This window comes from Desulfothermus sp., assembly GCF_053993635.1.
Genome location: NZ_JBMYBT010000008.1, coordinates 1 through 26,788, shown reverse-complemented (window position 1 = coordinate 26,788; position 26,788 = coordinate 1). Strand labels below are relative to the sequence as shown.

At 34.9% G+C, this 26,788-nt stretch carries 30 protein-coding genes and 1 tRNA gene; 4 read left to right on the top strand and 27 right to left on the bottom strand.

From position 1 onward, the window contains the following. Nucleotides 1–8 precede the first annotated feature (8 nt). The 5 genes from ACY2V1_RS00525 to ACY2V1_RS00505 form a co-directional block, all read right to left on the bottom strand. Nucleotides 9–425: a protein-export chaperone SecB gene (locus ACY2V1_RS00525; protein ID WP_461832839.1), complete on the bottom strand. Its 417-nt coding sequence runs from the start codon at nucleotides 423–425 to the stop codon at nucleotides 9–11. Then, nucleotides 406–810, bottom strand: coding sequence for a helix-turn-helix domain-containing protein (locus ACY2V1_RS00520; protein ID WP_461832838.1), 405 nt, complete (start codon nucleotides 808–810; stop codon nucleotides 406–408). Before ACY2V1_RS00520 ends, ACY2V1_RS00525 begins: the two co-directional genes overlap by 20 nt. A 2-nt stretch (nucleotides 811–812) precedes the next feature. Then, nucleotides 813–1,229 carry a type II toxin-antitoxin system RelE/ParE family toxin gene (locus tag ACY2V1_RS00515; RefSeq protein WP_461832837.1) on the bottom strand — a complete coding sequence of 139 codons (417 nt, stop codon included), beginning with the start codon at nucleotides 1,227–1,229 and terminating at the stop codon, nucleotides 813–815. Between the two features lie 79 nt (nucleotides 1,230–1,308). After that, entirely contained in the window at nucleotides 1,309–1,512 is a 204-nt protein-coding gene (locus ACY2V1_RS00510; protein WP_461832836.1) for a helix-turn-helix domain-containing protein, read from the bottom strand. Further along, on the bottom strand, nucleotides 1,503–1,775 hold the full coding sequence (locus tag ACY2V1_RS00505; RefSeq protein WP_461832835.1) for a terminase gpA endonuclease subunit: 273 nt from the start codon (nucleotides 1,773–1,775) through the stop codon (nucleotides 1,503–1,505). Before ACY2V1_RS00505 ends, ACY2V1_RS00510 begins: the two co-directional genes overlap by 10 nt. Nucleotides 1,776–2,099: 324 nt before the next feature. Here ACY2V1_RS00505 and ACY2V1_RS00500 point away from each other — a divergent pair, with 324 nt between their 5' ends. Then, complete coding sequence (locus ACY2V1_RS00500; protein ID WP_461832834.1) at nucleotides 2,100–2,798, top strand: Bax inhibitor-1/YccA family protein; 699 nt, start codon at nucleotides 2,100–2,102, stop codon at nucleotides 2,796–2,798. Between the two features lie 8 nt (nucleotides 2,799–2,806). Continuing rightward, complete coding sequence (lpxK, locus tag ACY2V1_RS00495) at nucleotides 2,807–3,844, top strand: tetraacyldisaccharide 4'-kinase (protein WP_461832833.1); 1,038 nt, start codon at nucleotides 2,807–2,809, stop codon at nucleotides 3,842–3,844. On the opposite strand, the gene rodA is transcribed toward lpxK, so the two are convergent. The 4 genes from rodA to ACY2V1_RS00475 form a co-directional block, all read right to left on the bottom strand. Next, nucleotides 3,815–4,927, bottom strand: coding sequence for a rod shape-determining protein RodA (gene rodA / locus ACY2V1_RS00490; RefSeq protein WP_461832832.1), 1,113 nt, complete (start codon nucleotides 4,925–4,927; stop codon nucleotides 3,815–3,817). The genes lpxK and rodA overlap by 30 nt on opposite strands. 22 nt (nucleotides 4,928–4,949) lie before the next feature. After that, complete coding sequence (gene mrdA / locus ACY2V1_RS00485; RefSeq protein ID WP_461832831.1) at nucleotides 4,950–6,758, bottom strand: penicillin-binding protein 2; 1,809 nt, start codon at nucleotides 6,756–6,758, stop codon at nucleotides 4,950–4,952. 504 nt (nucleotides 6,759–7,262) lie between these two features. Then, entirely contained in the window at nucleotides 7,263–8,123 is an 861-nt protein-coding gene (gene mreC / locus ACY2V1_RS00480; protein WP_461832830.1) for a rod shape-determining protein MreC, read from the bottom strand. Between the two features lie 134 nt (nucleotides 8,124–8,257). After that, complete coding sequence (locus ACY2V1_RS00475; protein ID WP_461832829.1) at nucleotides 8,258–9,301, bottom strand: rod shape-determining protein; 1,044 nt, start codon at nucleotides 9,299–9,301, stop codon at nucleotides 8,258–8,260. Between the two features lie 32 nt (nucleotides 9,302–9,333). Here ACY2V1_RS00475 and ACY2V1_RS00470 point away from each other — a divergent pair, with 32 nt between their 5' ends. Further along, nucleotides 9,334–9,828: a methylated-DNA--[protein]-cysteine S-methyltransferase gene (locus ACY2V1_RS00470; protein WP_461832828.1), complete on the top strand. Its 495-nt coding sequence runs from the start codon at nucleotides 9,334–9,336 to the stop codon at nucleotides 9,826–9,828. Here the strand turns inward: ACY2V1_RS00470 and ACY2V1_RS00465 are convergent. The 13 genes from ACY2V1_RS00465 to ACY2V1_RS00405 form a co-directional block, all read right to left on the bottom strand. Continuing rightward, nucleotides 9,820–10,644: an LpxI family protein gene (locus ACY2V1_RS00465; protein ID WP_461832827.1), complete on the bottom strand. Its 825-nt coding sequence runs from the start codon at nucleotides 10,642–10,644 to the stop codon at nucleotides 9,820–9,822. The genes ACY2V1_RS00470 and ACY2V1_RS00465 overlap by 9 nt on opposite strands. An 8-nt stretch (nucleotides 10,645–10,652) precedes the next feature. Further along, nucleotides 10,653–11,444 carry an acyl-ACP--UDP-N-acetylglucosamine O-acyltransferase gene (gene lpxA, locus ACY2V1_RS00460; protein WP_461832826.1) on the bottom strand — a complete coding sequence of 264 codons (792 nt, stop codon included), beginning with the start codon at nucleotides 11,442–11,444 and terminating at the stop codon, nucleotides 10,653–10,655. 3 nt (nucleotides 11,445–11,447) lie between these two features. Continuing rightward, nucleotides 11,448–11,897 (bottom strand): 3-hydroxyacyl-ACP dehydratase FabZ, encoded by a 450-nt coding sequence (gene fabZ, locus ACY2V1_RS00455; protein ID WP_461832825.1) that lies wholly within the window; start codon nucleotides 11,895–11,897, stop codon nucleotides 11,448–11,450. Nucleotides 11,898–11,900: 3 nt separating this feature from the next. Next, on the bottom strand, nucleotides 11,901–12,998 hold the full coding sequence (gene lpxD / locus ACY2V1_RS00450; RefSeq protein WP_461832824.1) for a UDP-3-O-(3-hydroxymyristoyl)glucosamine N-acyltransferase: 1,098 nt from the start codon (nucleotides 12,996–12,998) through the stop codon (nucleotides 11,901–11,903). Next, entirely contained in the window at nucleotides 12,955–13,488 is a 534-nt protein-coding gene (locus tag ACY2V1_RS00445; RefSeq protein ID WP_461832823.1) for an OmpH/Skp family outer membrane protein, read from the bottom strand. The genes lpxD and ACY2V1_RS00445 overlap by 44 nt, the downstream gene beginning before the upstream one ends. A 24-nt stretch (nucleotides 13,489–13,512) precedes the next feature. After that, complete coding sequence (gene bamA, locus ACY2V1_RS00440) at nucleotides 13,513–16,155, bottom strand: outer membrane protein assembly factor BamA (protein ID WP_461832822.1); 2,643 nt, start codon at nucleotides 16,153–16,155, stop codon at nucleotides 13,513–13,515. Continuing rightward, nucleotides 16,152–16,826, bottom strand: a complete 675-nt coding sequence (locus ACY2V1_RS00435) for an ABC transporter ATP-binding protein (protein WP_461832821.1) — start codon at nucleotides 16,824–16,826, stop codon at nucleotides 16,152–16,154. The genes bamA and ACY2V1_RS00435 overlap by 4 nt, the downstream gene beginning before the upstream one ends. Beyond that, complete coding sequence (locus ACY2V1_RS00430) at nucleotides 16,819–18,045, bottom strand: lipoprotein-releasing ABC transporter permease subunit (protein ID WP_461832820.1); 1,227 nt, start codon at nucleotides 18,043–18,045, stop codon at nucleotides 16,819–16,821. The genes ACY2V1_RS00435 and ACY2V1_RS00430 overlap by 8 nt, the downstream gene beginning before the upstream one ends. Before the next feature lie 3 nt (nucleotides 18,046–18,048). Continuing rightward, nucleotides 18,049–19,545, bottom strand: a complete 1,497-nt coding sequence (gene lysS, locus ACY2V1_RS00425) for a lysine--tRNA ligase (RefSeq protein ID WP_461832819.1) — start codon at nucleotides 19,543–19,545, stop codon at nucleotides 18,049–18,051. Nucleotides 19,546–19,760: 215 nt separating this feature from the next. Next, entirely contained in the window at nucleotides 19,761–20,669 is a 909-nt protein-coding gene (locus ACY2V1_RS00420) for a cation diffusion facilitator family transporter (RefSeq protein ID WP_461832818.1), read from the bottom strand. Then, on the bottom strand, nucleotides 20,666–21,595 hold the full coding sequence (gene cbiB, locus ACY2V1_RS00415; protein ID WP_461832817.1) for an adenosylcobinamide-phosphate synthase CbiB: 930 nt from the start codon (nucleotides 21,593–21,595) through the stop codon (nucleotides 20,666–20,668). Before cbiB ends, ACY2V1_RS00420 begins: the two co-directional genes overlap by 4 nt. Continuing rightward, entirely contained in the window at nucleotides 21,592–22,056 is a 465-nt protein-coding gene (locus ACY2V1_RS00410) for a tRNA (cytidine(34)-2'-O)-methyltransferase (protein ID WP_461832816.1), read from the bottom strand. Before ACY2V1_RS00410 ends, cbiB begins: the two co-directional genes overlap by 4 nt. Before the next feature lie 82 nt (nucleotides 22,057–22,138). Then, nucleotides 22,139–22,211, bottom strand: a tRNA-Val gene (locus ACY2V1_RS00405). A 108-nt stretch (nucleotides 22,212–22,319) separates the two neighbouring features. Between ACY2V1_RS00405 and ACY2V1_RS00400 the strand changes: the two genes are divergently transcribed. Beyond that, a complete protein-coding gene (locus ACY2V1_RS00400) occupies nucleotides 22,320–22,841 on the top strand; it encodes a coiled-coil domain-containing protein (protein WP_461832815.1) in 522 nt (173 codons plus the stop codon). Here the strand turns inward: ACY2V1_RS00400 and ACY2V1_RS00395 are convergent. From ACY2V1_RS00395 to def, 5 genes are all read right to left on the bottom strand, one after another. Further along, complete coding sequence (locus tag ACY2V1_RS00395) at nucleotides 22,833–23,288, bottom strand: PPC domain-containing DNA-binding protein (RefSeq protein WP_461832814.1); 456 nt, start codon at nucleotides 23,286–23,288, stop codon at nucleotides 22,833–22,835. The genes ACY2V1_RS00400 and ACY2V1_RS00395 overlap by 9 nt on opposite strands. A 17-nt stretch (nucleotides 23,289–23,305) precedes the next feature. Continuing rightward, the gene (locus ACY2V1_RS00390; RefSeq protein ID WP_461832813.1) at nucleotides 23,306–24,613 is read right to left on the bottom strand and encodes a transcription antitermination factor NusB; all 1,308 of its coding nucleotides are present in this window, start codon (nucleotides 24,611–24,613) and stop codon (nucleotides 23,306–23,308) included. Then, complete coding sequence (locus tag ACY2V1_RS00385; protein WP_461832812.1) at nucleotides 24,603–25,412, bottom strand: DUF116 domain-containing protein; 810 nt, start codon at nucleotides 25,410–25,412, stop codon at nucleotides 24,603–24,605. The genes ACY2V1_RS00390 and ACY2V1_RS00385 overlap by 11 nt, the downstream gene beginning before the upstream one ends. A gap of 6 nt (nucleotides 25,413–25,418) precedes the next feature. Then, nucleotides 25,419–26,354, bottom strand: a complete 936-nt coding sequence (gene fmt, locus ACY2V1_RS00380) for a methionyl-tRNA formyltransferase (protein ID WP_461832811.1) — start codon at nucleotides 26,352–26,354, stop codon at nucleotides 25,419–25,421. Then, the coding region (gene def / locus ACY2V1_RS00375) for a peptide deformylase (protein ID WP_461832810.1) at nucleotides 26,351–26,788 on the bottom strand (438 nt) is incomplete at its 5' end. The genes fmt and def, both read right to left, overlap by 4 nt.

Genomic DNA, 26,788 nt, shown 5'->3' with positions numbered 1-26,788 from the left:
TTTTTCTTCTATCGAGAGGACTTATTTTTAAGATAGGCAAAAGAAACAGTGGGTAACATAACTGGCTTCCAGGGTAATCTTGAAGTTATAATTAAAAGGAATTCTCTAGCTGCACTGTAGAGAATAGATGCTCCTGTAATCTTCAGCAGATCCATAACTTTTTCTTTTGGCCATTTTGGACTAATTTCAAATATGCCCACTGTTACCAGCTTAATTTGATAAGGGAAAATATTTTTATCCTCTTTTGGTTCTATCCTAATTTCAAGATCAACTTGAAATAAATTTTCTTCTTGCTCACTGGAAGTAACTGAGACATTTAATCCTAATTCCCCTAAGTCGGGATTATCTATATTAGAATTAAAGTCTGGATTCACCTTAATTGATATATCTGTAAAAAAATAGCTTTTAAGCTGCAATGGGGCCATCGACTTCCTCTATTATATTATTTAATTCAGGGTTAGGTATATAATATGACTTTTCTTTTGTTTTTTGTATATCCTTATTTTTTATCACCGAAAACCATTTAACATCTTGATAGACAGGAACAACCTTTATATGTAGATTGGAATTAAGCGCTCTTGTTAATTTTACCATTGTATCAATTGTGAAGTTTATATTTCCCCTAAGTATTCTAGAAACATATGCTTCGGTAACACCTAATTTTCTAGCAAATTCTTTCTGTGTTATGTTAGATTCTTGCATCAGTTTGTATATCTGGACTATAAAATCTAATTTTGTTTGCTCAGCTATATAAGAATCAGTTTTTTTAATCTCTTTAAAAAAATTTTTGATTTTTTTTATCTTTTTCATCGTTAGTCCTCATCGTCTATAACTATTAATTTATCATTTCTTTTAGCAGTAAAATACTGTTGCTTTAATTTGATTGCCCGCTCCTTCTCTTTTCGTGGTGTTTTTTGTCCTTTTTTTATAAAAATGTTAGTGCATATAATAACCCTCCCTTCATCATAAAACCATAATAAACGTAACCTGCCAGATGTAAACTGCCAAATGCTATTCTCTTTATCCACTTGATGAGAAATTTCAGTTGGGAAACATCTTGGACCTTCGGGAGTCTTTGCTGCCCTGTCTAAAATAGCAACCATTTTTACTACATCTCTTTCAAAATTTTGACTCAAAAACTCCATCCCTTCTAGAACTTCACACCTATCAGCACTTGAACCAATTCCATATATTTTCCATATTTCATTCTCTATTAAAAACAAGTACATTCAACTTAACCCAGAAGTTAAATTTTTTTCAAAAAAAAAGCAAGTGTTTTTAAAATTATATTTTATGCATTATTATTTTTCAAGCTTCAGTCACTCTTTCCAAACTTTTCTTTTTTACAAACCACCTTCCGCCTATTTTTAGGCCTTCCAGTTTGTCTTCTTTAATCCATCTCCTAATAGTCTCCTCGCTTCTATTCATTTTTCTTGCGAGGATAGACACTTCAATTAGCTCTCTTGTTCTGAGCTTTTCACAAACTTCTTCAAAAGTCATATTTAAAGCCAATTTGTAGTTCTCCCAAGCCATGTTTGGTGTGTAACTAATGCCCCAGCTTTATTCGCTGTTCTGGGGCTAGCCTCTTGCCTGTTTTTTGTCTCCATTTGCATTGGTTTACTCAAAACCTCAATTCCACCCAGGCATTCTGCATCAACACAAGCCATTGCATAGATTTCACAATCAAGGGCATGGTTCTCTCTATTGACCTTTACCCACTTTTCTTTCCCTGTCTTGCTATCTCTTTTTTTCTCCTCAGATAAAAGCTGTTTCATATACATAACTCAAGAACTTGCAATGATTTAAGCTCCTCTAAAAAACGTAAATTTTTTTCACGTTTTTAAAGAGAAAAGCTTAAAGAGAAAAGCTTAGTCTAAAATGTAAAGATACTAATTTGCACCCGCTGCACTTAGAAATTAATACCTATGCCAATATCTGCCTGTAATTGAAAAAAATTTAATTGAAGTAGGATGCATCTGAAATTATAATTAGACTCCATTTGACTCTCCTCCAAATGTAGTCTATAAAAATTTTTGTGACACAAGACATATTGGGGGATTTAACGCTTAGCATCTTGCAATACCCTATAGGAGGAATTTATGAACCAGCCAAGAGTTTACACCACTACCCAGGTAGCAACAAACACATTTATTAGGGGAGTATACCTCTGGATGAGCATTGGACTTATGATTACAGGCTATATTTCATACATGGTTTCATCTAGCCCCACCTTAATATCAATTTTCTTGCAAAACCAACTTCTGTTTCTTGGTATTATAATAGGAGAACTTGTTTTAGTAGTTACTATTAGCGGTGCTATATCAAGGCTATCAGCAAACGTGGCAACTGCACTATTTATACTTTACAGCGGCCTAAATGGTATAACTCTGTCCACTATTTTCCTCATCTACACCCAGACTTCTATAATGAAAACCTTTTTTATTTGTAGTGGAATGTTTGGGGCAATGTCCATCTATGGATACACCACTTCCAAAGATCTAAGCTCATGGGGAAGCTTTTTGTTTATGGGACTTATTGGAGTAATTATTGCCTCGATAATAAATATGTTCTTCCATTCAACGCAGATGGAATTTGTGATAAGTGTAATTGGTATACTTGTATTTGTAGGGCTCACGGCCTATGACACCCAAAAACTAAAACAAATGGGACAAAATGCCCCTTTGGACAGAAAATCCACTCTACAAAAGGGAACAATTTTAGGTGCACTCACCCTCTACTTGGACTTCATAAATCTATTCTTGCTTTTGCTTAGATTTCTTGGGACTTCCAGAGACTAATAATTCAAATGAAAGGAATCTTAAAACCTTTCTCACGGATATACCTTTTAGGTATGTCCGTGAGAAACAAGTATTATGCCTCAAATTTAGTTTCTCAAATAACTCCTCCTGTATTTACCATTTGTGTGGGAAACATTAGTTGGGGTGGGACAGGGAAAACACCTATTTGTGAATATCTCCTAAATTTTTTTCACAAAAAAAACATCTCGCCAGTTCTCATTTCCAGAGGATATAAAGGCAGACCTCCTAGATACCCCTTCTCTGTTAAGGAATCTGATCCAGTATATTTTACTGGTGATGAACCACTTATGTTAAAAAGGCTCTGTCCCTTTGCAGATGTTGTGGTGGATCCCAAAAGGGAGAGGGGGTTATTTTTTGCGTGGAAAAAATTTAAACCTCATGTAGCTATATTAGACGATGGTTTTCAGTATGTTAAATTAAAAAGACATCTAGATATTGTCTTATTTACTAAAGATGATTTGACCAAAAATTGGAATAGAGTCATCCCATATGGTCCCTGGCGAGAGGGAGAGAACTCAATTACAAGGGCCAATATCTTAATGGTCAACACTACAGGTCAAAAAAAACAAGAGATAAAGTACCTGGCAAATAAAAAACTTAAGGGCTATAATAAGCCTATCTTTTTATTTAACACCAAGATAAGGTCTATCTCTGACGTCAAAAATCCCAATTGTATCCCTGATAAAATACCTAAAAGATATATATTAGTTGTGGGAATAGGAAATCCTGAAAAGGTTTATAAAAGTGTAAAAGACTATTTTGGAACATTGCCCATTAAATTTATTAAATATCCTGATCACTATAAATATACTAAAAAAGACATATCTCTTCTGCAAAATTTAGCCCAAAAGTACAGGGCAGCAATAATAACAACACAAAAAGATGCAGTTAAATTAAATGAACACATAAATTTCAGGATTTATGCCTTGAATTTAGATGTTGAAATTCATCATGAATTGCACACTAAAAAAAGTTTTGAAAAAATAATAGAGGAATCATTCCTTAAATACAAATCTTCTCATTGATACATTGGATACTAATCCAAGAAGAGAGAAATTGACTATTAACGACGAACCTCCATAACTCAAAAACGGGAGGGGAATTCCAACCACTGGTAATATACCAAGTACCATTCCCATGTTTATAAAAAATTGCCAGAAAAAATAAAAAAATATACCAACAGTAATATATACTCCAAAACTGTCCTTTGCCTGTTCTATTACTCTGGCTATCTGGTATAAAAACAAGCAACACAAGAAAACTAAAAAAACAGAACCAACAAAGCCCCACTCTTCTGCAAATACAGCAAAGACAAAATCTGTATGTTTTTCTGGTAAAAATCTTAGTTTACTCTGGGTACCTTCCAAAAAACCCTTTCCCCAAAAACCACCTGATCCCACAGCAATCTTAGATTGTATGATATTGTATCCTTTGTTATTTTTATATTTCTCAGAATTAAATAAAACCCTTATCCTATCTTTTTGGTATTCGTGCATGTGGTTCCAGACAACTGGAACAAGTAAGGGCACAATTATAAAAATAGAGATCAAAATCCTCTTTTTAATACCGTAAAACAACATCATACCACCAACTAAAAGCAAAATGTTAATACCAGATCCAAGGTCTGGCTGTTTTACAATAAGTAGTACAGGTATCCCCATAATTACGCCGATCTTAATACAGTCCTTAATATCTAAAGGTCCCACATGTTCTGACAAATAATTTGCAGTCCACAATATAGCGCTTAATTTAACTAGCTCAGTTGGCTGAAAATTAAAAACTCCAAGATTCAACCATCTTGTTGCCCCATAATTTGTCTTTCCAACGACTAATACCAAAATAAGTAAAATTACAGATATAACATATAAAGGGAGCACTATTTGCCTGAATTTTCTATAGTCTAATACCAAAAAAAGAATATACCCAATAAAACCCATACCACCCCAGATAAGTTGTTTCTTAAAATAGGGTATTAATTTAACTCCAGATTCTAATTTCAAGATACTCGCAGAATACAAATTTATAACACCCACTGTAAAAAGCACAAGGATAATCCCTAAAAGACTCCAATTAAAATGAGAAAAAAATCTCCTATCCAATGAAATCATCTTTTATTTTCCTAGATTTTTGTCAATTATGATCTTTGTACTTTTGAGAAAATAAGTATCTAATTACATCCCTAACAACAGGACCTGCGCCTGAAGCACCATGTCCCCCATGCTCCACCAAACACACCACCACATAACACCTGTCTTTTTTAATGGCAAATGAAGCCATCCACGCATGGTCCCTTTTTTCGTATGGTATTTCTTCCACCTCTTTTTCTCTTTCTTCATCTGATTTTATTGATACTACCTGTGCCGTTCCTGTCTTGGCGCCAATAACAACTCCCTTTGTTTTCAAAATATTTGCAGTTCCGTGTTTTTCTTCAACTGTTGCAATCATAATTTTTTTAAGATCATTTAAATAAGTTTGTCTAACAGGGAGTTGTCCTAAAATAGGAGTCTTATTTTCCATGATAATCTTAGGTTTTAATATCTTGCCTCCATTTACAATTGAACAAATTAACCTTGCAATTTGAATTGGGGTTACTAAAACATATCCCTGACCAATTGAAACATTTAAAGTTTCGCCTTTTTGCCATGGCACATGAAATCTCTTTAATTTCCACTGTCTTGTTGGAATGAAACCAGGGCTCTCTCCAATTAAACTTATTTCTGTCTTCTTGCCGAGACCACACTTTTTGGCAAACTGAGAGATCTCATCTATTCCTAGCTCTTCACCTAGTTTGTAAAAATAAACATCACATGACTGCTTTATTGCTTCTTTAAAATTGACCCAGCCATGACCCCATTTTTTCCAGCATCTAAATACACGATTCCCCAATTTATAAAAACCAGGACAATATTCCCTATGTGTTTTTATATCCTTAAATTTATTCATTGCCAACATTGCAACTACTAATTTAAAAACAGAACCAGGGGGATAAGCAGAAGAAATAGCCCTATTCTGCAATGGATGAAATTTATTTGATACCAGTTTAATCCATTCTTTCTTTGAAATACCATGAGAGAGTTTTGTGGGATCAAAACTAGGCACACTAACCAGTGCCAGAACATCCCCTGAAAACGGATCCATCACCACACATGTACCTGTTTTATTTTCCATTCTCTTATAGATATAGGACTCCAGATCAAAATCCAAGGCGAGTTTTAATGAGTTTCCCTGTTTCCCTCTTTTAACAACTTTTTCAGATAAGGTACGTCCCCAGGCATCCACTTCCAATCTCTTCTTTCCCTTAATCCCTCTAAGTTCTGTTTCAAATACCCTCTCAACCCCTGCTTTTCCAACAATATCCCCTGGCTTTAAATAAGGAAACCTTATCAAATCCTTTTCTGATGGTTCACCCACATATCCGAGCACATGGGCCCCAATTTCACCGTAAGGATATACCCTTGTTGGATATGGAATTATCACCACGCCTGGAAGTTCGCTTAATCTCACTTCAATCTTACATATAGCTTCAAAAGAAAGATCCCTTAAAATAATAATTGGGTTAAAGGGTTTTATACCTTTTTTCTTCCCCCTATTAAACGTCTCCATTAATTCATCTAGATCTCTATTTAAAAAATATGAAACCTTTTTTATAGATTCTTCACATTTACTTTCTTTATAACAATCTTCCCTAATTATGCCTACTGCATAGGCGGGTAAATTCTGAGCAACTATCCTCAGATGTCTATCATAGATAATACCACGAGGAGCATAAATATCTGCAAATCTAATTCTATTTTTTTTCGATAAAACATAATAATAGTTCCCTTTAAATATTTGCAAATGCCATAGTCGAATAATAATTACTAAAAACAAAACAAAAATACAGACATATACTATCTTTATCCTACCATAGACAATATCTTCTCCATTTTTAGTATACATAAAGTATATTTTTCCTAATAAAATAGTAAACGATTTAATTTCAAACCAGATATATCTCTTTTTCAAAGAAATATTTGTTATATAAAAATGAATAAATCCACCATAATATAGGAAAGGATATAAAATTTTTGAAACTAATTGAAAAAAGTAAACGAGGGTCAATATAGATATCTGACAGTTTAGCAATCGTGATTATAGACACATAATGTATTGGGAAAAAAATCAACGATAAAAAAATTATAAAGAAAATACTCTCAGATTTAAAAAATTCCTTAAGGAAAAAATAAAAAAAAATTAAGCTCATGTAGTATAAAAGCACACTTCCAAAAGGCAAATCTGTATATCCTTCTAAAATTAATACCCAAAGTGCTCCATAAAACACACCTCTTAAATATTTCTCTTTTTGGAAAAACAAAATTGTTGCTGGCAGATAGGGATCTACGTGAAAATAACACTTAAAAAAAACACCAAAAATTAAAACTACACACCACCAAAGGAGAGCTCTCATTTTTTTTGACTTTTTGTTTGTGAGTTCCCTACAACCTGAATAGACGGTCCCTCAATTACCAAAACTTCTTCTATCTTAGAGAAGCTAGCACAAGGTTTTAAAACTATTTTTTTAAACAAGGAAGTGGGCTCATTTTTTATTGACTCAACTATGCCAACTGGAATTCCTTTTGGAAAAATCCCACCAAGGCCCGAGGTGACAAATTCTTCACCCACATCTAACTCAGCTGTAATTGGAACATATTTGACTTCCATTTTATCTTCATCTCCCACTCCCTGGGCAATCCCTTTAATCCTATGGACAGAAGATATAACAGGGATCCTTGAATTAGTATCAGAGATTAGCAGCACTGTAGAAAAATACATAGAGGTGTTTAAAACTCTTCCAACAAGTCCTTGGGGTACTATTACAGGAAAATTTTCTTTTATACCTTGTTTAGCACCCACATCAATGAGGATACAATTTAGAAATTCTGAGTCGCTGTGTTTATATAAAAGTAGCCTGGCTCCTACAAATTTCCACTTTTTAAGTGAATTAAATTTAAGGAATTGTCTAATCCTTTCCCACTCCCTTACCTTGATTTTTAAAGAAATATTTTCCAACTCCAATTTTTTATTTTTTTTTTCTAATACCTTATTTTCTTCTCTAACCCTTCTGAGGTCTATATAATCAAACCAGAAATCTTTTACCTCCCTCTGTATCCACTTTCCTGGCAGAAGAATTATGCCAACAATATTTAATCCCCACTGCTTGGAAATCCCATCCAGCATATGGGTCTTTATATTCCATGTAAAAATACCTAAGTAAATCAATGTGAGTAACACAATCCACATCATTAGGGTCTTTAAATTTTTCATAACCACCTTTTATAACTATAAGCTTTTTTATACCTCAAAGCTTGCAAAAATAGCGTACAGATTTTCATCCAAATAATAAACAGAAATTCATTATTGTTAATGAATTTCTGCTTACAACGACCCTATTTTAATTACTATTCTATTGTTACTTCTTTTAGTATATCTAAGTTATCCAAAACCATTCCAGACCCCATAACCACTGCAGTCAAAGGGTCATCTACAATTGTTATTGGAAGCTCAGTTTCCTCCATAAGAAGTTTATTTAATCCCCGCAAAAGGGCTCCCCCGCCTGTTAATACAATCCCTCTATCCACTATATCTGCTGCAAGTTCAGGAGGTGTCTGCTCAAGGGTTATTCTCACAGCCTGAACTATTGAATTTACCTCTTCAGATATGGCTTCGCGAATCTCAGATGCAGAAACCTCCACGTGTTGCGGAATGCCTGAGACTAAGTCTCTTCCCTTTACAATCATTTTTTCAGAGTCATATTCTCCAGGATAAGCAGAGCCAATCTGTTTTTTTATCCTCTCTGCTATGCCAAGCCCAATTAACATGTTGTATTTTCTTTTTATATAATGAAGTATAGCCTCATCCATCTTGTCTCCACCAACCCTAACAGACTTGCTATATACAATGCCTGCAAGGGAAATCACCGCCACTTCTGTTGTTCCGCCTCCTATATCAACCACCATATTTGCTGTGGGCTCAGTTATAGGGAGCTTTGCACCAATAGCAGCTGCCATGGGCTCTTCAATCAAATACACCTCCCTCGCACCAGCACTTTGAGCAGATTCTTTTACTGCTCGCATTTCCACCTGAGTAATTCCAGTTGGAACACAAATCACAATTCTTGGTCTAACAAATCTTCTGCTGTTGTGCACCTGGGATATAAAATACCTGAGCATTGCCTCAGTAATCTCAAAATCTGCGATAACTCCATCTTTCATAGGTCTAATAGCAACTATATTACCAGGTGTTCTGCCCAACATCCTTTTTGCCTGATCCCCAACAGCTACTACCTTGTTATTACCCTTTTTGTCTTTTTTAACAGCAACTACTGAGGGTTCATTGACAACAACACCTTTACCCTTTACATATACAAGGGTATTGGCTGTGCCCAGATCTATTGCCAAGTCATTGGAAAAAACGCCTAAAATTTTATCAACTATCCTGTTCATAGTTAAATTCTCTCTAAGAGCTTAATGTGTTTATGCATAAAATAGAAACCTTCTACTTCCCACCCTTAAAAATCGAATTGATAATCCAAAAAGGCCTTATTTTAAAAATTGTTCTATCCCAAGTTAAAAAGTCTGGTTTATTCAAACAAAAAATAACATCAAAGGCTGGAGAACTAGCCCATAAATTTTTTACCCATTATTTCATCAAAAAGCACGATCCTCCAATTACACTCCCTCTTAATTGGAATATTATTACTCCTTTTCAAAAAAATGTATTCACTACACTAATTCAACATACAAAATTTGGACAATCTATAACTTATCAAAGACTTGCCCATTTAATTGGCCTAGAAAATGGACAGAGGGCAATTGGTAGGGCTTTAAATAAAAACCCCTGGCCCATTGTAATACCCTGTCACAGAGTAATAAAAAAGAACAACTATATAGGAGGCTTTTCATCTGGTAAACAGGTAAAAAAGATATTACTTTCCCATGAACAAATTTATTTTTTAGATGAATCAATCTAATTCCTCTGGACCTTCTAAAATACCCACAATTGCAATTCCAAATTCATTGGCCAGAGAGATTGCTCTATCTCTTTCAAAGAAAAGGCTTTTTTCAGCTTCTATAGCAAGTATACTTGCTCCTGCTTGTTTCATGACTTCTATTGTCTTAACTCCCACACTGGGCTGATCAACTACCGGGCTCTGATTAGGCTTAAAGACCTTTATAACAACCAATCCTCCTTTTACCAGTGTACCAGCCCTAAGTATTGTATTATTGGTGCCCTCCATGGCCTCCACTGCCACTACCATCTTATCTTTTACAACTATTGTCTGACCTATATCCATTTCACCAAGCCTTTTTGCAATAGGCCATCCATATTTTACACTTTCTACTTCTCTTTTGTTTGGTTTTTTCTTTGTCAAAACTCCTTTTGGGGTCTGGAGAGCAGGAACATATTTTGTCGGTGGAATAACAGAAAAACCTTCACTTAAAAGCTCATTAACTACAGCTTCTAATAGTGCATTATCTGAATGAGACTTAAGTTTTAAAAGTAACTTTGCAGCTCTAAAATCTGGTCTGACATTCAGTGCCCTGGGCTTATTTATAGCTCCTGCAAATATTATCTCCTTTACATTATTTTTTTTAAAAAAATTTATAAGCTTTCCAAGCTGTCCCAAATGTATCCATAAAATATTTTCTGAAACTGCAGATATCTCTTCCCTAGTATGTCCTTTTATTGCCACAATACATGGCTCATTTCCAGTATCTTTAACTCCTTGTGTGACCAAAAAAGGGAATTCCCCCTCTCCAGCTATTATTCCAACTATATTTGACATAAGCTACATTACTTCTTTTTTGGGAGCACTATTCCTCTTTCACTATTTTTTACAAAATCAATTAGTTCCCTCACCTTATCAGAATTTCCAAGTTCTGCTTGAATCTTTTCAATGGCCTCCTCTTTTTTAAGCCCCTCTCTCCACAATATCTTATATGCTTTTTTCAAATTGCTGATATCTTCCTTGGAAAAACCGCGCCTCCTAAGTCCCACCAAATTAAGTCCATGCATACTCCCCCTTTCGCCTGCGATCAAAGTATAGGGGGGAACATCCTGAGCAACACCAGTCATTCCTCCAATATAGGCAAATTTTCCTATTCTCACAAATTGGTGTACCGCACTAAGTCCACCTAAAACAGCCCCCTCCTCAATTATAACATGACCAGCTAAAGTAGCAGCATTTGCCATTATCACCTCGTCTGACAAAATACAATCATGGGCAACATGGGCGTAGGCCATAATCAGACATCTAGATCCAATCTTAGTGACGCCTCCACCTTGTTTTGTCCCTCTGTTTAAAGTAACATATTCTCTAATACAATTGTCATCCCCTATAATTAAATAACTTTCTTCACCTTTAAATTTCAAATCCTGAGGAGGTCCACCAATACAAGCATATGAGTGAATATGGTTATTCTTCCCCATTTTTGTAAATCTCTTAATCTGGGCAAATGGCTCTATTCTGCATCCATCTCCAATTTCCACATCTGATTCTATTACTGCATAAGGACCAATGTATACATTATCTCCAATATTCGCATCCTTATCCACAACTGCTGTTTTATGAATCTCTGTTGCCATCTACTACCCCCTATCAACTAGTGCTGCTGTGAGGATTCCATCGGTTGTGAGTTTATCTTTAACCCATGCCTCTGTCTTCATCTTCCAGACATTCATTTTATGCTTTAGATAAAATGCCTTTAAAATGAGCTGATCTCCTGGGTAAACTGGTCTTCTAAATCTCACTTTCTCAATTCCGCTAAACAAAAAGAGCTTACCCTTTGGCACATTATCCATGCTATTTATTGTCAATATTCCCCCCGCCTGAGCCATTGCCTCCACAATAAGTACCCCTGGCATTACTGGATATTCAGGGAAATGGCCCTGAAAATATGGCTCATTTATTGTCACATTCTTAATTGCAACCAAGGACTTTTCTTTTTCAAACTCAAGGACCCTGTCAACTAATAAAAAGGGAAATCTATGGGGTAGTAAGTCTAAAATCTTCCGTATGTCCATAACCGATTTTTCCATAACTTATCCATCCTGCTCACTTTTTAGCTGTTTTTCAAGTAAATCCAATTTATTTTTTAACTGTTTAAATTCCTTATACATTTCAGGAAGTTTCTGAATAACAGAACATGCCCGTAAAAAACGACTGTGTTCCATTAGGGGTGCGCCACTATATACTCCCTTTTTATTTATATCCTTAGAAACCCCAGATTTTGCACCTATAATAACTCCATCTGCAATATTTATGTGACCAACTATTCCCACCTGTCCTGCCAGTATTACATTGTTCCCAATATTAGTTGAACCAGCTATACCAACCTGGGCAACTATAACTGAATTCGCACCAACCTTCACATTATGACCAATTTGAACCTGATTATCTATTTTTGTTCCTTTACCTATCCTTGTCTCACCTAAGGCCGCCCTATCAATTGTGGAATTAGCCCCTATTTCTACCTCATCTTCAATAACTACTTTACCAATCTGAGGGAACTTTTCCCTACCCTCATCTCCCATGGCAAATCCAAAACCATCAGCACCAATTACAACTCCTGGATGTAAAATCACCCTATTTCCTATTTCACATCCGCCCATTATCACCACATTTGGATAAATTGTGCACTCATCACCAATAAAAACATCTTCACCTATATAAACTCCAGGGAAAATTCTGGTCTTTTTGCCAATTTTTGCCCTTGGACCAATATGCACATATGGATAAATAACCACATCCTCACCTATTTTTGCATCTTTATGAATATGGGAAAGCTGACTAACTCCAGAAAATTCTCCCTGTTCTTTTGCAAATAAAGATACTACCTTTGCAAAATCAAGATAAGGATTGTCGCTTATAATACAATTTTTTTCATCACTGGCATAAGAAGGCTCTAATATAACCGCTCCAGCTTTTGTAGATTTTAGATATTTTACATATTTTGGATTAGATAGAAATGATATCTCTCCTTCTTTTGCATCCATCAATGTATTACAACCAGATATTTCCACATCTTTGCCAATAAATTCCCTATTTAAAAAGGCAGCAAGTTCACTTAATCTATATTTCATATTTCCAACCATGTTATTTTTTCTTTTTCCTGGACCTCCAGGCCTTATTGAATTCAACTATTACTTCTTTCGTGATATCTATTGTGGGACTACTGTAAACCGCACCACTATTCCTCTTATCTATTATCAAAGTAAAATTCCTTTCTTTACCATATTTTTGCAGTACCTTTTCTAGTTCTTTTACAATAGGTTCCCTTAGCTGACGCTCTTTAATACGCATTTTTTGTTGATACGTAGAGTATAATGTCTTAAACTCCTGAACCTTTTGTTTGTATTCCAATTCCTTATCTATCTGTGCTTCCTGGGTTAACATGAGTTTTTGTTTTTCAATTTGTGCCCTTAGCTTATCTATTGCTTGTTTTTTCTTGTCCAGCTTGTCTTTTAAGCTTTTAAACTCGGCCTTTAACTTTGCAATTGCTGCCTTTCCTGCTTCACACTTCTCAAGTACAACCTGGAGATCAACCACTCCTATCTTTATATTTCCAGAAAAAACAACATTGGGCCAAATAAGACACATAACCAAAATGACAAATAAGATTTTTTTCATGATTATCCTCCTAATTGTTATTCATTAAAAAAATGTTCCAACTGAAAATTCAAACTTCCCCTTATTATCTTTTAGATTATCCAAGGGATACCCATATTCCAACCTTAATGGCCCCATTGGAGAGTTCCATCTTATGCCAAACCCAACACTTTTGTATAGATCTAAATCGAACATCTCATTTTTATCCCAAACATTCCCTGCATCAAAGAAAACCAACCCTATAAGTCCAATATCCTCTTTTAATGGAAAAGTTAATTCCCAATTTGTATAATAGGTCTTATAGCCGCCTATATCATTACCTTCACTGTCATAACAGGAAATATCTCTATAATCATAACCCCTTACACTGTTTAACCCCCCAAGATAGTATCTCTCGAAATCTGGTACATCTTCTCCGGTATTTTCAAATACCCAACCCATTTCAAAATGAACATTAAAAATAAGCTTCCACCACACACTTTTATGATATGCAAACTCATAACCAATTTTTATAAAATTGTCATCACCACCAAGTATACCTCCTGAATATTCTAGGGATATCTTATTTAAAGTCCCTTTGGTTGGATTAAAATTCCTGTTAGTTGAGTCTCTAACAAGGGCACCATATATAGAATTTGCCCAGTTACTTCCCTCTATGTCTTTTATTTCATCACTTGCAAACTCATCAATATCATAAATCTTATACTTTTCTGTGGAAAAATTCCAATAAAGCCTGGAAAATCTTCCAACAGAATATCCAAATCTCAGGGAACCACCACTTCTAGCCAGGGTATAGTCATCATATTCCCTCTCTGTATTATAAAGATCAGTGCCTATACCAAGGGGACCATCATATAAGCTTGGATTCCAGAAACTCAAAGAATAATATGAGGAAGAGCTTCCAAAGCTGCCTTGAAAAGAGAGTTGATATCCCCTACCAAAGAGGTTTCTCTCTGTTATTTTACCTGTAAAAAATACTTTATCTATACTTGAATAACCTGCACCTGCACTAAAAAAACCAGTGCTTTTCTCTTTAACTTTGACCTTTAGATCTAACTCATCCTCTTTTTTTGTTGGAATTGTCTCTATATTTACTTCCTCAAAATAATCCAGCTTTGTTAACATCTCCTTTGAAAAATCAATCTTTTTTGCACTAAACCTATCTCCATCTGAAATCGCAAGATATCTCCTTATTACATTTTCTCTGGTCTTGGTATTTCCTTCCACTTCAACCCTGTTAATAAATACCAGCTGCCTCTTTATTATGTTAAAAATAGCATCCACCCTTTTTTGTTCTAAATTTCTGGAAATATCTACATTGACCTCGGCAAAGGCATATCCATAATCAGCATAAAATTTTCTAATGGCCTCTGAATCCTTTCTGAGTACTGATCTATCAAAATATTTATCTTTTTTCTTTAAGTCGTCTAATTTAATAAGATTTAAAAGTTCTTTTTTAGATACTATTAAATTTCCTTTAAACTTTATATCACCTATCTTATACCTGGGACCTTCAACCACTGTATAAGTAATATAAATTCCATCTTTTTTAAATTCTACCTTTGGCTGTCCTACTCTTACATCCACAAACCCCCTATTTGCATAAAATGCCTCAATTGCAGCAACGTCCCTGTCTAAGAGCTCTTCTTTAAATATTCCACTTCCGGTTAACCATGAAAACCAGCCCCTGGTCTTTAAGGCCAAGACATCCTTAACATCATCTTCGTCTAGTTGTTTAACTCCTTTTATGGTGATTTTCTTTATATAGAGCTTTTTACCTTCCTGAATATGTAAGACAAGTTCTGCTCTCCCAACAGATATTTTCTTTACCTTATACAATATTTTTACATTATAATAACCTTTCTTTTTATACAATTCTCTTATTTTTTCTAGATCTGAACTGAGTACCTTTAGATTTAAAAGTCCTTTAGGCTTTGTATCCATAGCCTCTAAAATATCATCTTTATCAATATTTTTGGCCCCTTTTATCTCAATTGTCCCTATAATGGGCTTTTCTTTTACAATAAAAGTAACTATTTTCCCATCTACTGTATCTTGTACATCCACAGAAATATCATCAAAGTACCCAGTTTTATACAACCTTTTTATATCCTCATCTATTGTTTTTAAATCAAACACACTACCTTTAGTTGTTTTTAACCGCATCAAAACAACATCAGAACCCAAGACTTTATTTCCTTTAACTTTTATATCCTTAATTACCATTTTGTGATATGCAGCCTCTTTTACCTGCTGCGCCAACAATGATAAAGCACCCATTAAATCCAGTATGGCCTTCTTTGAGATGGAAATCGTCCTGGTACCTCCCAATTCATAAGGATCAACCACCATGGCATCAATGCTAAAACCTTCACCTATCTGGGTGAAGCTCCCATACAATCCAAAATCTGCCCCAGCCAAAATTGTTAGGTCTTTAACAATGCTGGAATCTAGTTCAGTAATCCCCTGCTCTCGTAGTAAAGCCATAGTATCTTGCAATGGAAAAACAGAAAACCCCTTTTTTTCCAGCTCTTTTTTTATGAGCTTTGGCAAATCTTCTACTAAATAAGAATACTTAGGAGATCCATTATATCCAAAAGGAAGGACTAAGATAGTTTTTGTTTTGCAATATGCAAAGGAGGCCAGAAAAACATTCATAACTATAAAAAAAACAAAGATTTTTCTCATTGGATCTTCCCATGTTTAAGTTTTAAAACCCGTCCCATTAGATTAGCAAGCTCCATGTTATGGGTCACCACTATTATTGTAAGTCCCATATTTCGATTTAAATTTTTTAATATTTCCCCCACCTTTGCAGCATTTTCTCCATCTAAATTACCTGTTGGCTCATCAGCAAGCACTACTTCAGGCTCTCCTACAAGTGATCTAGCCAGGGCTACAAGTTGCCTCTCACCACCAGATAAGGTATTTACCATCTGTTTCTTCTTTTTCTCCATACCAACTAAACCAAGCACAAAAATAGCCCTTTTATACGCCTTTTTTCTCTTAATTCCCCTTATAATCATAGGCATGGCAACGTTTTCCAATACATTAAACTCAGCGAGGAGGTGGTGGAACTGAAACACAAAGCCAATATATTTGTTTCTAAATAAGGCCATTTGAGCATCATCCATTAAAGTCAAATCCTTATCTTTAAAAAAAACCCTTCCAAAACTTGGTCTATCTAGTCCCCCAAGTATGTGCAACAAAGTACTTTTTCCAGATCCTGAGGCACCCACAATAGCGACGCTTTCGCCCTTTTTTATATTTAAATTTACTCCCTTTAAAATACTTAATCTTTCATTGGGCAATACAATATCTTTAGTCACACCTTCTACTTTATATAACAGTTTATTCATACCTTAGCACCTGCGCTGGTTCTACCTTTGCTGCCTGGGATGCTGGATATAGGGTAGCTAAGAAACAGAGCAACATCGCCACGACCCCTATAAGCACAAGGTCTAAGGAACTATATTCAATTGGAAGGTGATCTAAGTAATAAACATCCTTGGGCAATTTTATAAATTGATATTTTTCAATAAGGTATCCAAGCCCTAATCCAAATATATATCCAACAAAAGTCCCAACAAAACCAATTAAGCTGCCCAGCAAGACAAAAATCCTTTTGATTTCTCTCTTTGTGGCACCCATTGATATCAAGATAGCTATATCCTTTTTCCTCTCCATAACAAGCATAAAAAGGGTTGTAATTATACTAAAAGACCCCACTAAGACAATCATTGCCAAAATTACGCCCATTGCAAATTTTTCAAGTTTCAGGGCGGAAAACAAATTTTTATTCATATCCATCCAGGTCTGAATAAAATAAGTAGGGCCAAGGATTTTTCTAAGGTGCCTGGCTATATCTGGTGCCTTATATACATCATATAAACTCGCCTCAATGCCAGATACTACATCTCTTTTAAATCCTATTAATTTTTGGGCAGAAGGTATATTTGTATAAATCAGAGAAGAGTCATATTCATACATGCCTGTATCAAATATCCCTACTACCTTAAATGCCTTGATTTTGGGAATAAATCCAAAGGAAGAGGTTCCTCCAGTGGGACTCAAAATATTTAAAAAACTTCCCCTTCCCAATCCCAGTTTAAAGGCAAGCTCTTTTCCAATAATTACTGGTGGGATAGAAGAGGGGGACAAATCATCTATAGAACCCACAACCAAATCCTTCTCTAGCCTCAAAACTTTTTTGGCTAAATCAGGATCAATACCCCTTAAAACAACTCCTTTAACGCCATTTTGGGAACTCACCATTACTTCAGTGTACAAAAAAGGCATTGCCCCTTTTACACCTTGAACCTTATTTACCTTCTCACATACCTTTCTATAATCTGCAATAGGACCTTGCACACTGGTGATTATTAGATGAGCGTTGACACCTAAAATCTTTTCCTGAAGATTATTGGAAAATCCATTCATAACACCTAAAACAACAATTAAGGCAGCTACTCCAAGTCCAATACCTGCAATGGAAAAAACAGATATTACAGATATGAAGCTATGTTTTCTACGGCTTAAAAGATATCTAGTGGCAACAAAAAGCTCAAAGGATGACATATGTTACTTATCTTTTTCTGGCTTAAGTAGAGGGAACAATATCACTTCTCTTATAGATGGAGAATCAGTAAACAACATAACGAGCCTATCAATTCCAATCCCTTCACCAGCAGCAGGAGGCATACCATATTCTAAGGCACGCACATAATCCTGGTCCATAAAATGGGCCTCTTCTTCTCCTTTGGCCTTTTCTTTTACCTGCTCTTCAAATCTCTTTTTTTGATCCCTGGGATCGTTCAATTCTGAAAAAGCGTTTGCCATCTCCCTTCCTGTAATAAAGAGCTCGAACCTGTCTGTAATTGATGGATCTTTGTCATTGCGTCTGGATAGGGGAGAGACTTCAGTTGGGTAGTGATATATAAAATGGGGCTGTATTAACTTTGGCTCCACCAAAAGATCAAAGAGTTTTGTTTGAATTTTTCCAAGACTCTCATACTCTTTTACATTTTCCCCAAGTTCCCGCACCAGATTTTTTGCCTTTTCTATATCTTGATATTGATCTTTGGAAAGCCCACCTATTTTTTCCAGTGATTCATAAAAACTGAGTTTGTTCCAGGGAGGGGTTAAATCTATCTCATTTCCCTGATAATTTACTTTCTGTGACCCCAAAATCTCCTGAGCCAGATAAGAAAACATATCTTCTGTTATCTTGAACAAATCATTGTAGTCAGCATATGCCATGTAGAATTCCAACATTGTGAACTCAGGATTGTGCTGTGTTGATATTCCTTCGTTTCTAAAATTCCTGTTGATTTCATAAACCTTCTCAAACCCACCAACCAACAATCTTTTCAAATAAAGCTCAGGAGCTATCCTTAAATAAAGCTTCATTCCCAAGGCATTATGATATGTCTCAAAGGGTCTGGCAGTAGCACCCCCTGGAATAACCTGCATCATAGGGGTCTCAACTTCCATAAACCCCCTTTCGTCTAAATATTGTCTAATCAACTTTAGTATTTTAGTCCTGGTCCTAAAGATCTCTCTAACCTTTGGATTTACTATAAGGTCAACGTACCTCTGCCTATATCTCGCCTCCACATCTTTTAGGCCATGAAATTTTTCAGGAAGAGGGCGAAGAGACTTGGTCACTAATTCAAAATCACTTACATTTAAGGTAAGCTCTCCTGTCTTTGTTAAAAAGGGCTTTCCTATAACACCAATTATATCACCAATATCCAGCTTTTTGAAAAATTTATACTTGTCAGCACCAAGCTCTTTTTGTTGCAAAAATATCTGAATCCTATCAGACCCATCCTGTATATGCGCAAAAGTTGCCTTTCCAAATGACCTTACAGCCATCAACCTTCCAGCTATCACACTTTGTTCTTCAACCTTTTCAAGTTCTTCATTTGATAATGACTTATACTTTTCTTTTATCTCAATAATATCGTGTTTTTTTCTAAATGTGTTTGGAAAGAGATTTATTCCTTGTTTTTCTAATTTTTCTGCCTTTTCAAACCTTTGTTTTAATAAGCTACTCTTTGCCTCTGTACTACTCAATTTTCACTCCTTAAACATATTAAAATCTATCCATTTTTGTTACCTTGACCCAGTGGTCCTTTCCCATCTATCAGCTATCCACTGTCCACAAAATTAATTTTAAACCAAAACCTCTCCTTTGCCTGTATCCATTGCAAATAAAAAATTTAACAATCAAGCTTTAATAAGTTAAAAAAATCTTCCAGTCAAGAAATTTGAGACATGCTAAAGGACACTCACTCGTCTGTAGGACTTAGACCCCCAACCATTTTTCCATCCCATGAAACCATATCCTCTTCTGGTTCCACATGGATTATTACGTGGGAGCCTGGAAGGTGTTTTTGAATGTCTTTTTCTATCTCACAACATATATCATGGCTCTTTTTTACGCTCATCTCCCCAGGGACCAAGAGATGAAATTCAATAAATCTTTTAGATCCCGATTTTCTTGCCTTTAGACCATGCCACTTACCAATGTCTTTTCTATGCTCTTTTATTATGGATTTTATCTTTTCTATTTCCTCATCTGGCAATGTATAATCCATAAGACCTGAAATTGATTTTTTTAAAACAGGATAAGACATCCTTAAAATATTTAAACCAATAAAGATTCCAATAATAGGATCTAAAAACCATAATTTTTTAGGATCTAAATACATTATAAAAAGGGTAACAACTAGTCCAACTGTACTCATAACATCACTTAATAGATGTTTTGCATCAGCTTCCAGAGCAATTGAATCAAATTTTTTGGCACCTTTAAACAAAATAAGACTCGTCAAAAAATTTATTGCCCCACAAATAATGGATAAAAATATTCCATATCCAATACATGAAATAATGTGCGGATTAATTATCCTATCAATGCTCCCATATAAAATACCTATGCCAGCTAATAGAATTAAAATACCTTCAAATGCACTGGATAAATACTCTATTTTACCATGGCCATACAAATGGTCTTTGTCACTTGGACGCTGGCTAACAGTAACAGAATAGATTAAGATTATGCTGGCAAAAAGATTGATAAATGATTCAAGTGCATCTGATAAAATACCTATACTGGAGGTTATAAAATATGCACTGAATTTTATTACGATTGTAATTATAGAGGCAAACAGTGAATAATAGGCAAACCTTCTCATAAAAGAGCTCTAATACTTAATAATAATACACAAGAAAAAACACCACACAACAAAAGAAAATCAAGTAATTTTTCTACATCGTAAAGACTCCAATTTTTTTGTCCACCTATTTTGGGCTTTATCTTTGTTTTCCCAAAATATATAGCTCTGCCCCCCATTTCACAATCAAATATGATTCCACATGCAGCCATTGGCCATCCAGCATTTGGACTCTCCATCTTTTTTGCATCCTCAATGGCCAATTTAACCTTTTTATAAAAATGAATATCTCTAGTTTTTATAAAATAAAACAAAAACATACACCAAAAGCTAATCCTGGCTGGAATATATCCAAAGATATCATCCATTTTTGCTCCTGCCCATCCAAGTTCTCTCCATCTGTCATTTTTATAGCCCCACATGGAGTCCATGGTGCTAACTGTTTTATAAATCCAGAGAAGTACAGGTCCGCCTATAAGCAAGTAAAAAAAAGGGGCAAAAAAACCATCATTTATATTTTCACTAAGGGTTTCTGATAGGGTTTTTAATATCTCTTTCTCATCCATATTAGATGTTTCCCTGCTAACCAAATAAGATAGTTTTTCCCTTGCACCATCTATATTGTTCTTTTTACACAAATCTATAACTTCACGGCCTTTCTCAATAAGCCCTCCAAGGGATAAGCCTGCATATGCAAAATACAAACTTAATACGACTCCTAAAAAAGGCAGGGATGTTAGAGAAAACACTACACCCCCAACCACCATACAGGAAATAATTAACGAAAAAATACCTGCAATTTTCAAAGAAATTTTGTCTTGATTTCTGAATATAAGTTCTAATTTATTTAAAAGTTCTCCAATAAATCTAACAGGATGAGGCCAGAGTTCTACATCCTTAAAGATTAAATCCAATAAAAACGCAACAAAATAAAGAAAAATATTCATTTATTTGTGCTCCATTTTTTTACCTGCCTGTATGCCTCATACACACAAATAGCAACAGAGCTAGATAGATTTAAGCTCCTGGTTTTCCCCCACATTGGAATACTGACTTTATGGGGATATAAGTTCAAAAGATAATCAGGAAGCCCCCTTGTCTCAGGGCCAAATACCAGAAATTCATCTCCTAAAAATTTGTGTTCATATATTGATTTTTCTGCCCTTTTTGTGGTGAAAATCAATTTCTCTGGAGCAGGTTTTACATCCTTTAAAAAAGCATCCCAATTTTTCCAAACAAAGAGCTCCAAATATGGCCAATAATCCAGTCCTGCCCTTTTTAAATATTTGTCTTCTAAGCTAAATCCCAGAGGTTCAATCAAGTGAAGAGGTGTGTTTGTAGCTACGCAAAGGCGTGCTATATTACCTGTGTTAGGCGGAATTTCTGGTTCAAACAACACAACATGCATATAATTAAAATGTCTGGAGAACAAAAAAATTAAAGGATGGACATTATTAAATATTTAGTTATTTGTAGTTTTAAATAAAAAATGGGCGGTCAGGGATTCGAACCCCGGACTTCCACCGTGTGAAGGTGGCACTCTAACCACTGAGTTAACCGCCCATGTGTTAATAAATTAATTTAAAAGTTGAAAAAATTCAAGTGATAAATAGCCAAAAAATGAACAGAGAATTCTTGACTTAAAAAAATATTTAAAATAGATTTTATAGCATGACAAATGTTACACAATCAGACAATACCACTCATCAAATTCCACCAGAAATACTAGAAGAATATCTCAAAAAATATGTAAGCAAATTCATTAAAAAAGAACTGGAACAATTTGTTCTTTTAAATGAACAACGGGCCAAAGAACTTTCCTTAATGGAACGCGTTATTAGGGTGGAAGAGGAACTTAAGGCCTTAAGGGAAATGGATGCAGCTAGATTTGAAGCCATGGATAAGAAATTCAATGCCCTCCTAAACGAAATAGCTGCCAGGTTTGAAGCTACTGACAAAAGATTCGAAGCCCTACATAGAGAAATGAATGCTAGATTCGAAGCTGTTGACAAAAGATTTGAGGCCATGGACAAAAGATTCGAGGCCTTACATAGAGAAATGGATGCGAGATTCAATGCTATGGATAAGAGATTAACATTTTTACAGTGGTTTTTAGGCATAGGGTTTAGCGCTGTTTTGTGTGTAACTTCTCTGATGCCTCTCTGGTTAAAGTTATTATTTCACTTAAGTTAGACCTGTTATCTGAAGAAGCTTAAACCCAAGTTCTGGATCCAACCTTCTTCGTGCATCCCTACACTCCAATTCAAATAAAACAACCTCCAATATCTGCCAGGTTATAACACCACTTCTAATACATCCTGTAATAGTACTATCCTCTCTCCCTGTGGAGATGTGCATATGTAATAGGGGATTATCTTCATCATCTAAAAAAATAGTGCCCACCCCACAAACTTCCCTTACATTATCAATAGCCTGATACATTGGGACAACTGGTCTTTTGCTTCCGTCCTCAGGCCCTACAACTAATCTGCTTCCATGATCAATTCCCCCTAACATAAGAAGTACTCCACTCTTAATTCCCTTTTCCTTTGCAAAATTCTCAATGGTCTTATGGACAACTTCACCCTGTTCCAATCTCAACACAAAAACCCTCTTTAACTTAACTTCTTCATATTGCATATAACCCTCTCATAAAACTATTTTTTTACAAGCAATGCTCCATAAAAAAATTCCCTCAAATCACCAGCAAAATCTATTTTAACCTCTTTTTCTATCTCAATTTTGACACCCTTATTATCCTGCATTAGTCTTTGCATCTGTGCTTCGTTTTCATCCCTATTCCAAGTGCAAGTTATATACACAATCCTTCCATACTTTGGCACTATTTTTATGGCCAAATTCAATAATTTTTTCTGTAACTTCATTATGTTCTTTAAAAAAATATCATCAATACGCAATTTAAGATCAGGTCTTCTGCATATAACTCCAAGTCCTGAACAAGGGCTGTCAATGAGTATAGTAGATGGGTTCTTTTTTAAAGGACTTACCTTTGTACAATCTAAAACAAAAATAGGAATATCATTTAATTTTAGACGAAATAGCTCTTTTTTTAATCCCAAAAGCCTATTTATATCAATATCACTTGCCCATATTGGCAATTTATCTTCCTCTAATAAAAAAGTTGTTTTTCCCCCAAAACCAGCACACATATCCCAGATTGGAATGTTCCAATTATTAAAATGTAAATCTATTAGTATTTTCTGGGATTCAAAAGATTTTCTACTAATAATTCCCTGTTTTTCAAAATATTCAATATCTATTTCATGACTATCTTCCAGAGCATACAATCTATTGTTTATTTTTTGTTTAATGTGATTATTTTTATTTAATAAGTTTATTATCTCTTTACTTGATTTGTTCCTTTTATTTATCCGTATTCCAATAAATGGCTTACACACAGATTTTTTTAAAAAAATTTCTGCATTTTTATCACCATATTGAGAAATTAAAATTTTCACTAAAAATAAGGGCAATGAATAATATATTGAATAAAACTCTTCCATGGAACCTGTATTTTTAATATAAAATTCCCGTGATATAAACTCATCTTTATTCCTGCAAATAGTCCTAAGTACCCCATTTGCAAGAGATGTTAGCCCTCTACTTATCCTTTTTTTTATATATTCTACATAAAAGTTAACGCTCGCATAATCTGGAATTCTATCAAGGTATAAAATTTCATAAACAGCAAGACTCATGGATATAAGAAATTTTTTGGGTAGTTTTTTAAATTGACCTCTTATCCTGGACTTTAAAATAAAATAAAGTCGCTCCCTTAATCTAAAATATCCATAAACTAGTTCTGTTATAAGGGCTTTGTCCTGTTTTTTTTGAACATTTTGCAGGGCCAAATCCAGAGCATGCTGAATATGCATGCCCTTTTGTATTTTAATAATAGCATTAATTGCAATTTCCCTCGAAGACAATTTCTTACTACCCTTCATGGTGCTTTTTCACAAACATCTCCAAGGCCCACCGGACTTTTTCAATGGACACAAGTGTATTTATACATGGACCACACGGCCTTACATTTAATATTCCAAATACAGGCAAGGGATATGTATCTTGAATTCCAGATGCTAAATCCCTTTCACAGGCAACAGCAATAATAAACTCTGGTCTATTTTCCACTACAATCCTTCTGGCAATGGTACCACCTGTGGCAATGGCCATTTTTACACCATAATCATCCCTTAATTTAAGGAGATCTCCAACAGGACACTTTCCACACCTCTTACAATTTTCAATGTGGTATGTGAGTCTGTTATTGCATTGACTATTTTGCAGACAGTGGGGAAGCAAAATTAAGACTCTATTTGGAGCATATTTGTTTCCTTCATTTAATACCATTTCATTGTTTATGTTTATAAAAGATGCCCGAACCTTTTCTTTTGATACACCTAAGATCTCACCTACAAAGGTCATTAATGGCAAAAACAACTTTATGGTAAGCCCCCTGGTTTTTCTTGAAAAAAGCACTGGTCTTTTAAACAATATAGAAAAAATTAAAGAACTAGAACTCCACATAACTAGCAGGATAATAGAAAAAACCAAAATACCAAGGAGAATTGGTGCAATGGGATGGATATTGGATAGCCCAATTACTGGAATCAACCAAAAGAAAAGTAAAAATATTATAATAAAGGTAGAAGAGACAAGAAGTAAGGATATAAATATCCTCTTTTTAACAGAAATCTCACTTTGAATCTTTTCACTTAGCTTTGAATATAAATTGTCATCCATAAATAACTATGATTTATTAGCTAAATAACCACATACAAATTGCTCAGCTGTAAGCACCTTTGAAGATTCAGGCTTTAATTTTGGGACCAAATAGGATCTATCCATACATGCTATTTCCAAAAAACCATCTCTAATACCTAAAATTTCCCCAGGACTAACTCTTCGTGATAATTCATTTCCTATCTTTCCTGGATAAACCTGGACATTTATTGACTTTTTCTTACCCTGAAAATTAAAATAAGCCATGGGCCATGGATACAGCGCCCTTATTTTATTGTGGATATTTATCGCTGAATCTTTCCAATTAATAAATCCCATATCCTTAGAAAGTTTACGGGCATAAGAGGCACAGCTATCGTCCTGTTTTATTGGGATGACCCTTCCCTTTTTTATTTTTTCCAGGGTCTTAATCAAAAGTTCTCCACCTAATTTTGCCAATTCATCATGTAAATCTTTGGCAGTATCATTTATACCTATTGCAAGGGCCTTTTGAGACAGAATTGGACCTGTATCTAACCCCTCATCCATTTGCATAATAGTTACACCAGTTACCTTTTCTCCATTTAAGATTGCCCACTGGATTGGGGCCGCACCCCTGTATTTTGGTAGCAGCGAAGCATGGACATTCACAGTACCAAAGGTGGGAATAGAAATAACGTCACCAGGTATAATTAGACCATAGGCTACAACGATAAATAAATCAGCCTTAGCATCTCTTAATCTGGCCTTTATCCCATCATTCTTTAAATTTTTGGGCTCAATTACTTCTATTTTATGCTCAATGGCCAATCTTTTCACTGGAGTAGATGTAACTTTCTGCCCCCTACCAGCCTTTTTATCTGGTTGGGTAACCACTAATGTTACTTCTCCTCCATCCCATAAAAGGAGTTTTTCTAAAATAATCCTGGCAAAATCAGGACTGCCAAAAAAAACTATCCTCATCTTTTTTGGGCCCTTTTTCGTATTTTTTTCAATTTTTTCTCATACATAGCTTTTTTTAATTTTCCCGCATAATCTATAATTAATTTACCATTTAAATGATCCACCTCATGTTGAATACAAATTGAAAGCAAATCATCAGCAGAAATATCATGCTCTTTGCCTTCTAGATCCAGAAACCTCAATTTGATCTTTTCTGCTCGTTTAATGTTGCATCTAAATCCTGGGAAACTGAGGCAACCTTCTTCTCCCTCAACTTCCCCTTGTTTTTCATAAATTTCAGGATTAATTAATACCATGGGATTTTCCCGTTTCTCAGGTCCAGATATATCCACTGTGACGATTTTCTTTAAAATACCAATTTGTGGTCCAGCAAGGCCAATACCCTTATTTTCATACATGGTTTCTAACATATCTTCTGCAAGCTTCTTTATTTC

What these genes read in the sequence shown, in the direction of transcription:
- ACY2V1_RS00525 (WP_461832839.1), bottom strand. Translation starts at nt 425, where the DNA reads ATGGCCCCATTGCAGCTTAAAAGCTATTTTTTTACAGATATATCAATT.
- ACY2V1_RS00520 (WP_461832838.1), bottom strand. Translation starts at nt 810, where the DNA reads ATGAAAAAGATAAAAAAAATCAAAAATTTTTTTAAAGAGATTAAAAAA.
- ACY2V1_RS00515 (WP_461832837.1), bottom strand. Translation starts at nt 1,229, where the DNA reads ATGTACTTGTTTTTAATAGAGAATGAAATATGGAAAATATATGGAATT.
- ACY2V1_RS00505 (WP_461832835.1), bottom strand. Translation starts at nt 1,775, where the DNA reads ATGAAACAGCTTTTATCTGAGGAGAAAAAAAGAGATAGCAAGACAGGG.
- ACY2V1_RS00500 (WP_461832834.1), top strand. Translation starts at nt 2,100, where the DNA reads ATGAACCAGCCAAGAGTTTACACCACTACCCAGGTAGCAACAAACACA.
- lpxK (WP_461832833.1), top strand. Translation starts at nt 2,807, where the DNA reads ATGAAAGGAATCTTAAAACCTTTCTCACGGATATACCTTTTAGGTATG.
- rodA (WP_461832832.1), bottom strand. Translation starts at nt 4,927, where the DNA reads ATGATTTCATTGGATAGGAGATTTTTTTCTCATTTTAATTGGAGTCTT.
- mrdA (WP_461832831.1), bottom strand. Translation starts at nt 6,758, where the DNA reads ATGTATACTAAAAATGGAGAAGATATTGTCTATGGTAGGATAAAGATA.
- mreC (WP_461832830.1), bottom strand. Translation starts at nt 8,123, where the DNA reads ATGAAAAATTTAAAGACCCTAATGATGTGGATTGTGTTACTCACATTG.
- ACY2V1_RS00475 (WP_461832829.1), bottom strand. Translation starts at nt 9,301, where the DNA reads ATGAACAGGATAGTTGATAAAATTTTAGGCGTTTTTTCCAATGACTTG.
- ACY2V1_RS00470 (WP_461832828.1), top strand. Translation starts at nt 9,334, where the DNA reads ATGCATAAAATAGAAACCTTCTACTTCCCACCCTTAAAAATCGAATTG.
- ACY2V1_RS00465 (WP_461832827.1), bottom strand. Translation starts at nt 10,644, where the DNA reads ATGTCAAATATAGTTGGAATAATAGCTGGAGAGGGGGAATTCCCTTTT.
- lpxA (WP_461832826.1), bottom strand. Translation starts at nt 11,444, where the DNA reads ATGGCAACAGAGATTCATAAAACAGCAGTTGTGGATAAGGATGCGAAT.
- fabZ (WP_461832825.1), bottom strand. Translation starts at nt 11,897, where the DNA reads ATGGAAAAATCGGTTATGGACATACGGAAGATTTTAGACTTACTACCC.
- ACY2V1_RS00445 (WP_461832823.1), bottom strand. Translation starts at nt 13,488, where the DNA reads ATGAAAAAAATCTTATTTGTCATTTTGGTTATGTGTCTTATTTGGCCC.
- bamA (WP_461832822.1), bottom strand. Translation starts at nt 16,155, where the DNA reads ATGAGAAAAATCTTTGTTTTTTTTATAGTTATGAATGTTTTTCTGGCC.
- ACY2V1_RS00435 (WP_461832821.1), bottom strand. Translation starts at nt 16,826, where the DNA reads ATGAATAAACTGTTATATAAAGTAGAAGGTGTGACTAAAGATATTGTA.
- ACY2V1_RS00430 (WP_461832820.1), bottom strand. Translation starts at nt 18,045, where the DNA reads ATGTCATCCTTTGAGCTTTTTGTTGCCACTAGATATCTTTTAAGCCGT.
- ACY2V1_RS00420 (WP_461832818.1), bottom strand. Translation starts at nt 20,669, where the DNA reads ATGAGAAGGTTTGCCTATTATTCACTGTTTGCCTCTATAATTACAATC.
- cbiB (WP_461832817.1), bottom strand. Translation starts at nt 21,595, where the DNA reads ATGAATATTTTTCTTTATTTTGTTGCGTTTTTATTGGATTTAATCTTT.
- ACY2V1_RS00410 (WP_461832816.1), bottom strand. Translation starts at nt 22,056, where the DNA reads ATGCATGTTGTGTTGTTTGAACCAGAAATTCCGCCTAACACAGGTAAT.
- ACY2V1_RS00400 (WP_461832815.1), top strand. Translation starts at nt 22,320, where the DNA reads ATGACAAATGTTACACAATCAGACAATACCACTCATCAAATTCCACCA.
- ACY2V1_RS00395 (WP_461832814.1), bottom strand. Translation starts at nt 23,288, where the DNA reads ATGCAATATGAAGAAGTTAAGTTAAAGAGGGTTTTTGTGTTGAGATTG.
- ACY2V1_RS00390 (WP_461832813.1), bottom strand. Translation starts at nt 24,613, where the DNA reads ATGAAGGGTAGTAAGAAATTGTCTTCGAGGGAAATTGCAATTAATGCT.
- ACY2V1_RS00385 (WP_461832812.1), bottom strand. Translation starts at nt 25,412, where the DNA reads ATGGATGACAATTTATATTCAAAGCTAAGTGAAAAGATTCAAAGTGAG.
- fmt (WP_461832811.1), bottom strand. Translation starts at nt 26,354, where the DNA reads ATGAGGATAGTTTTTTTTGGCAGTCCTGATTTTGCCAGGATTATTTTA.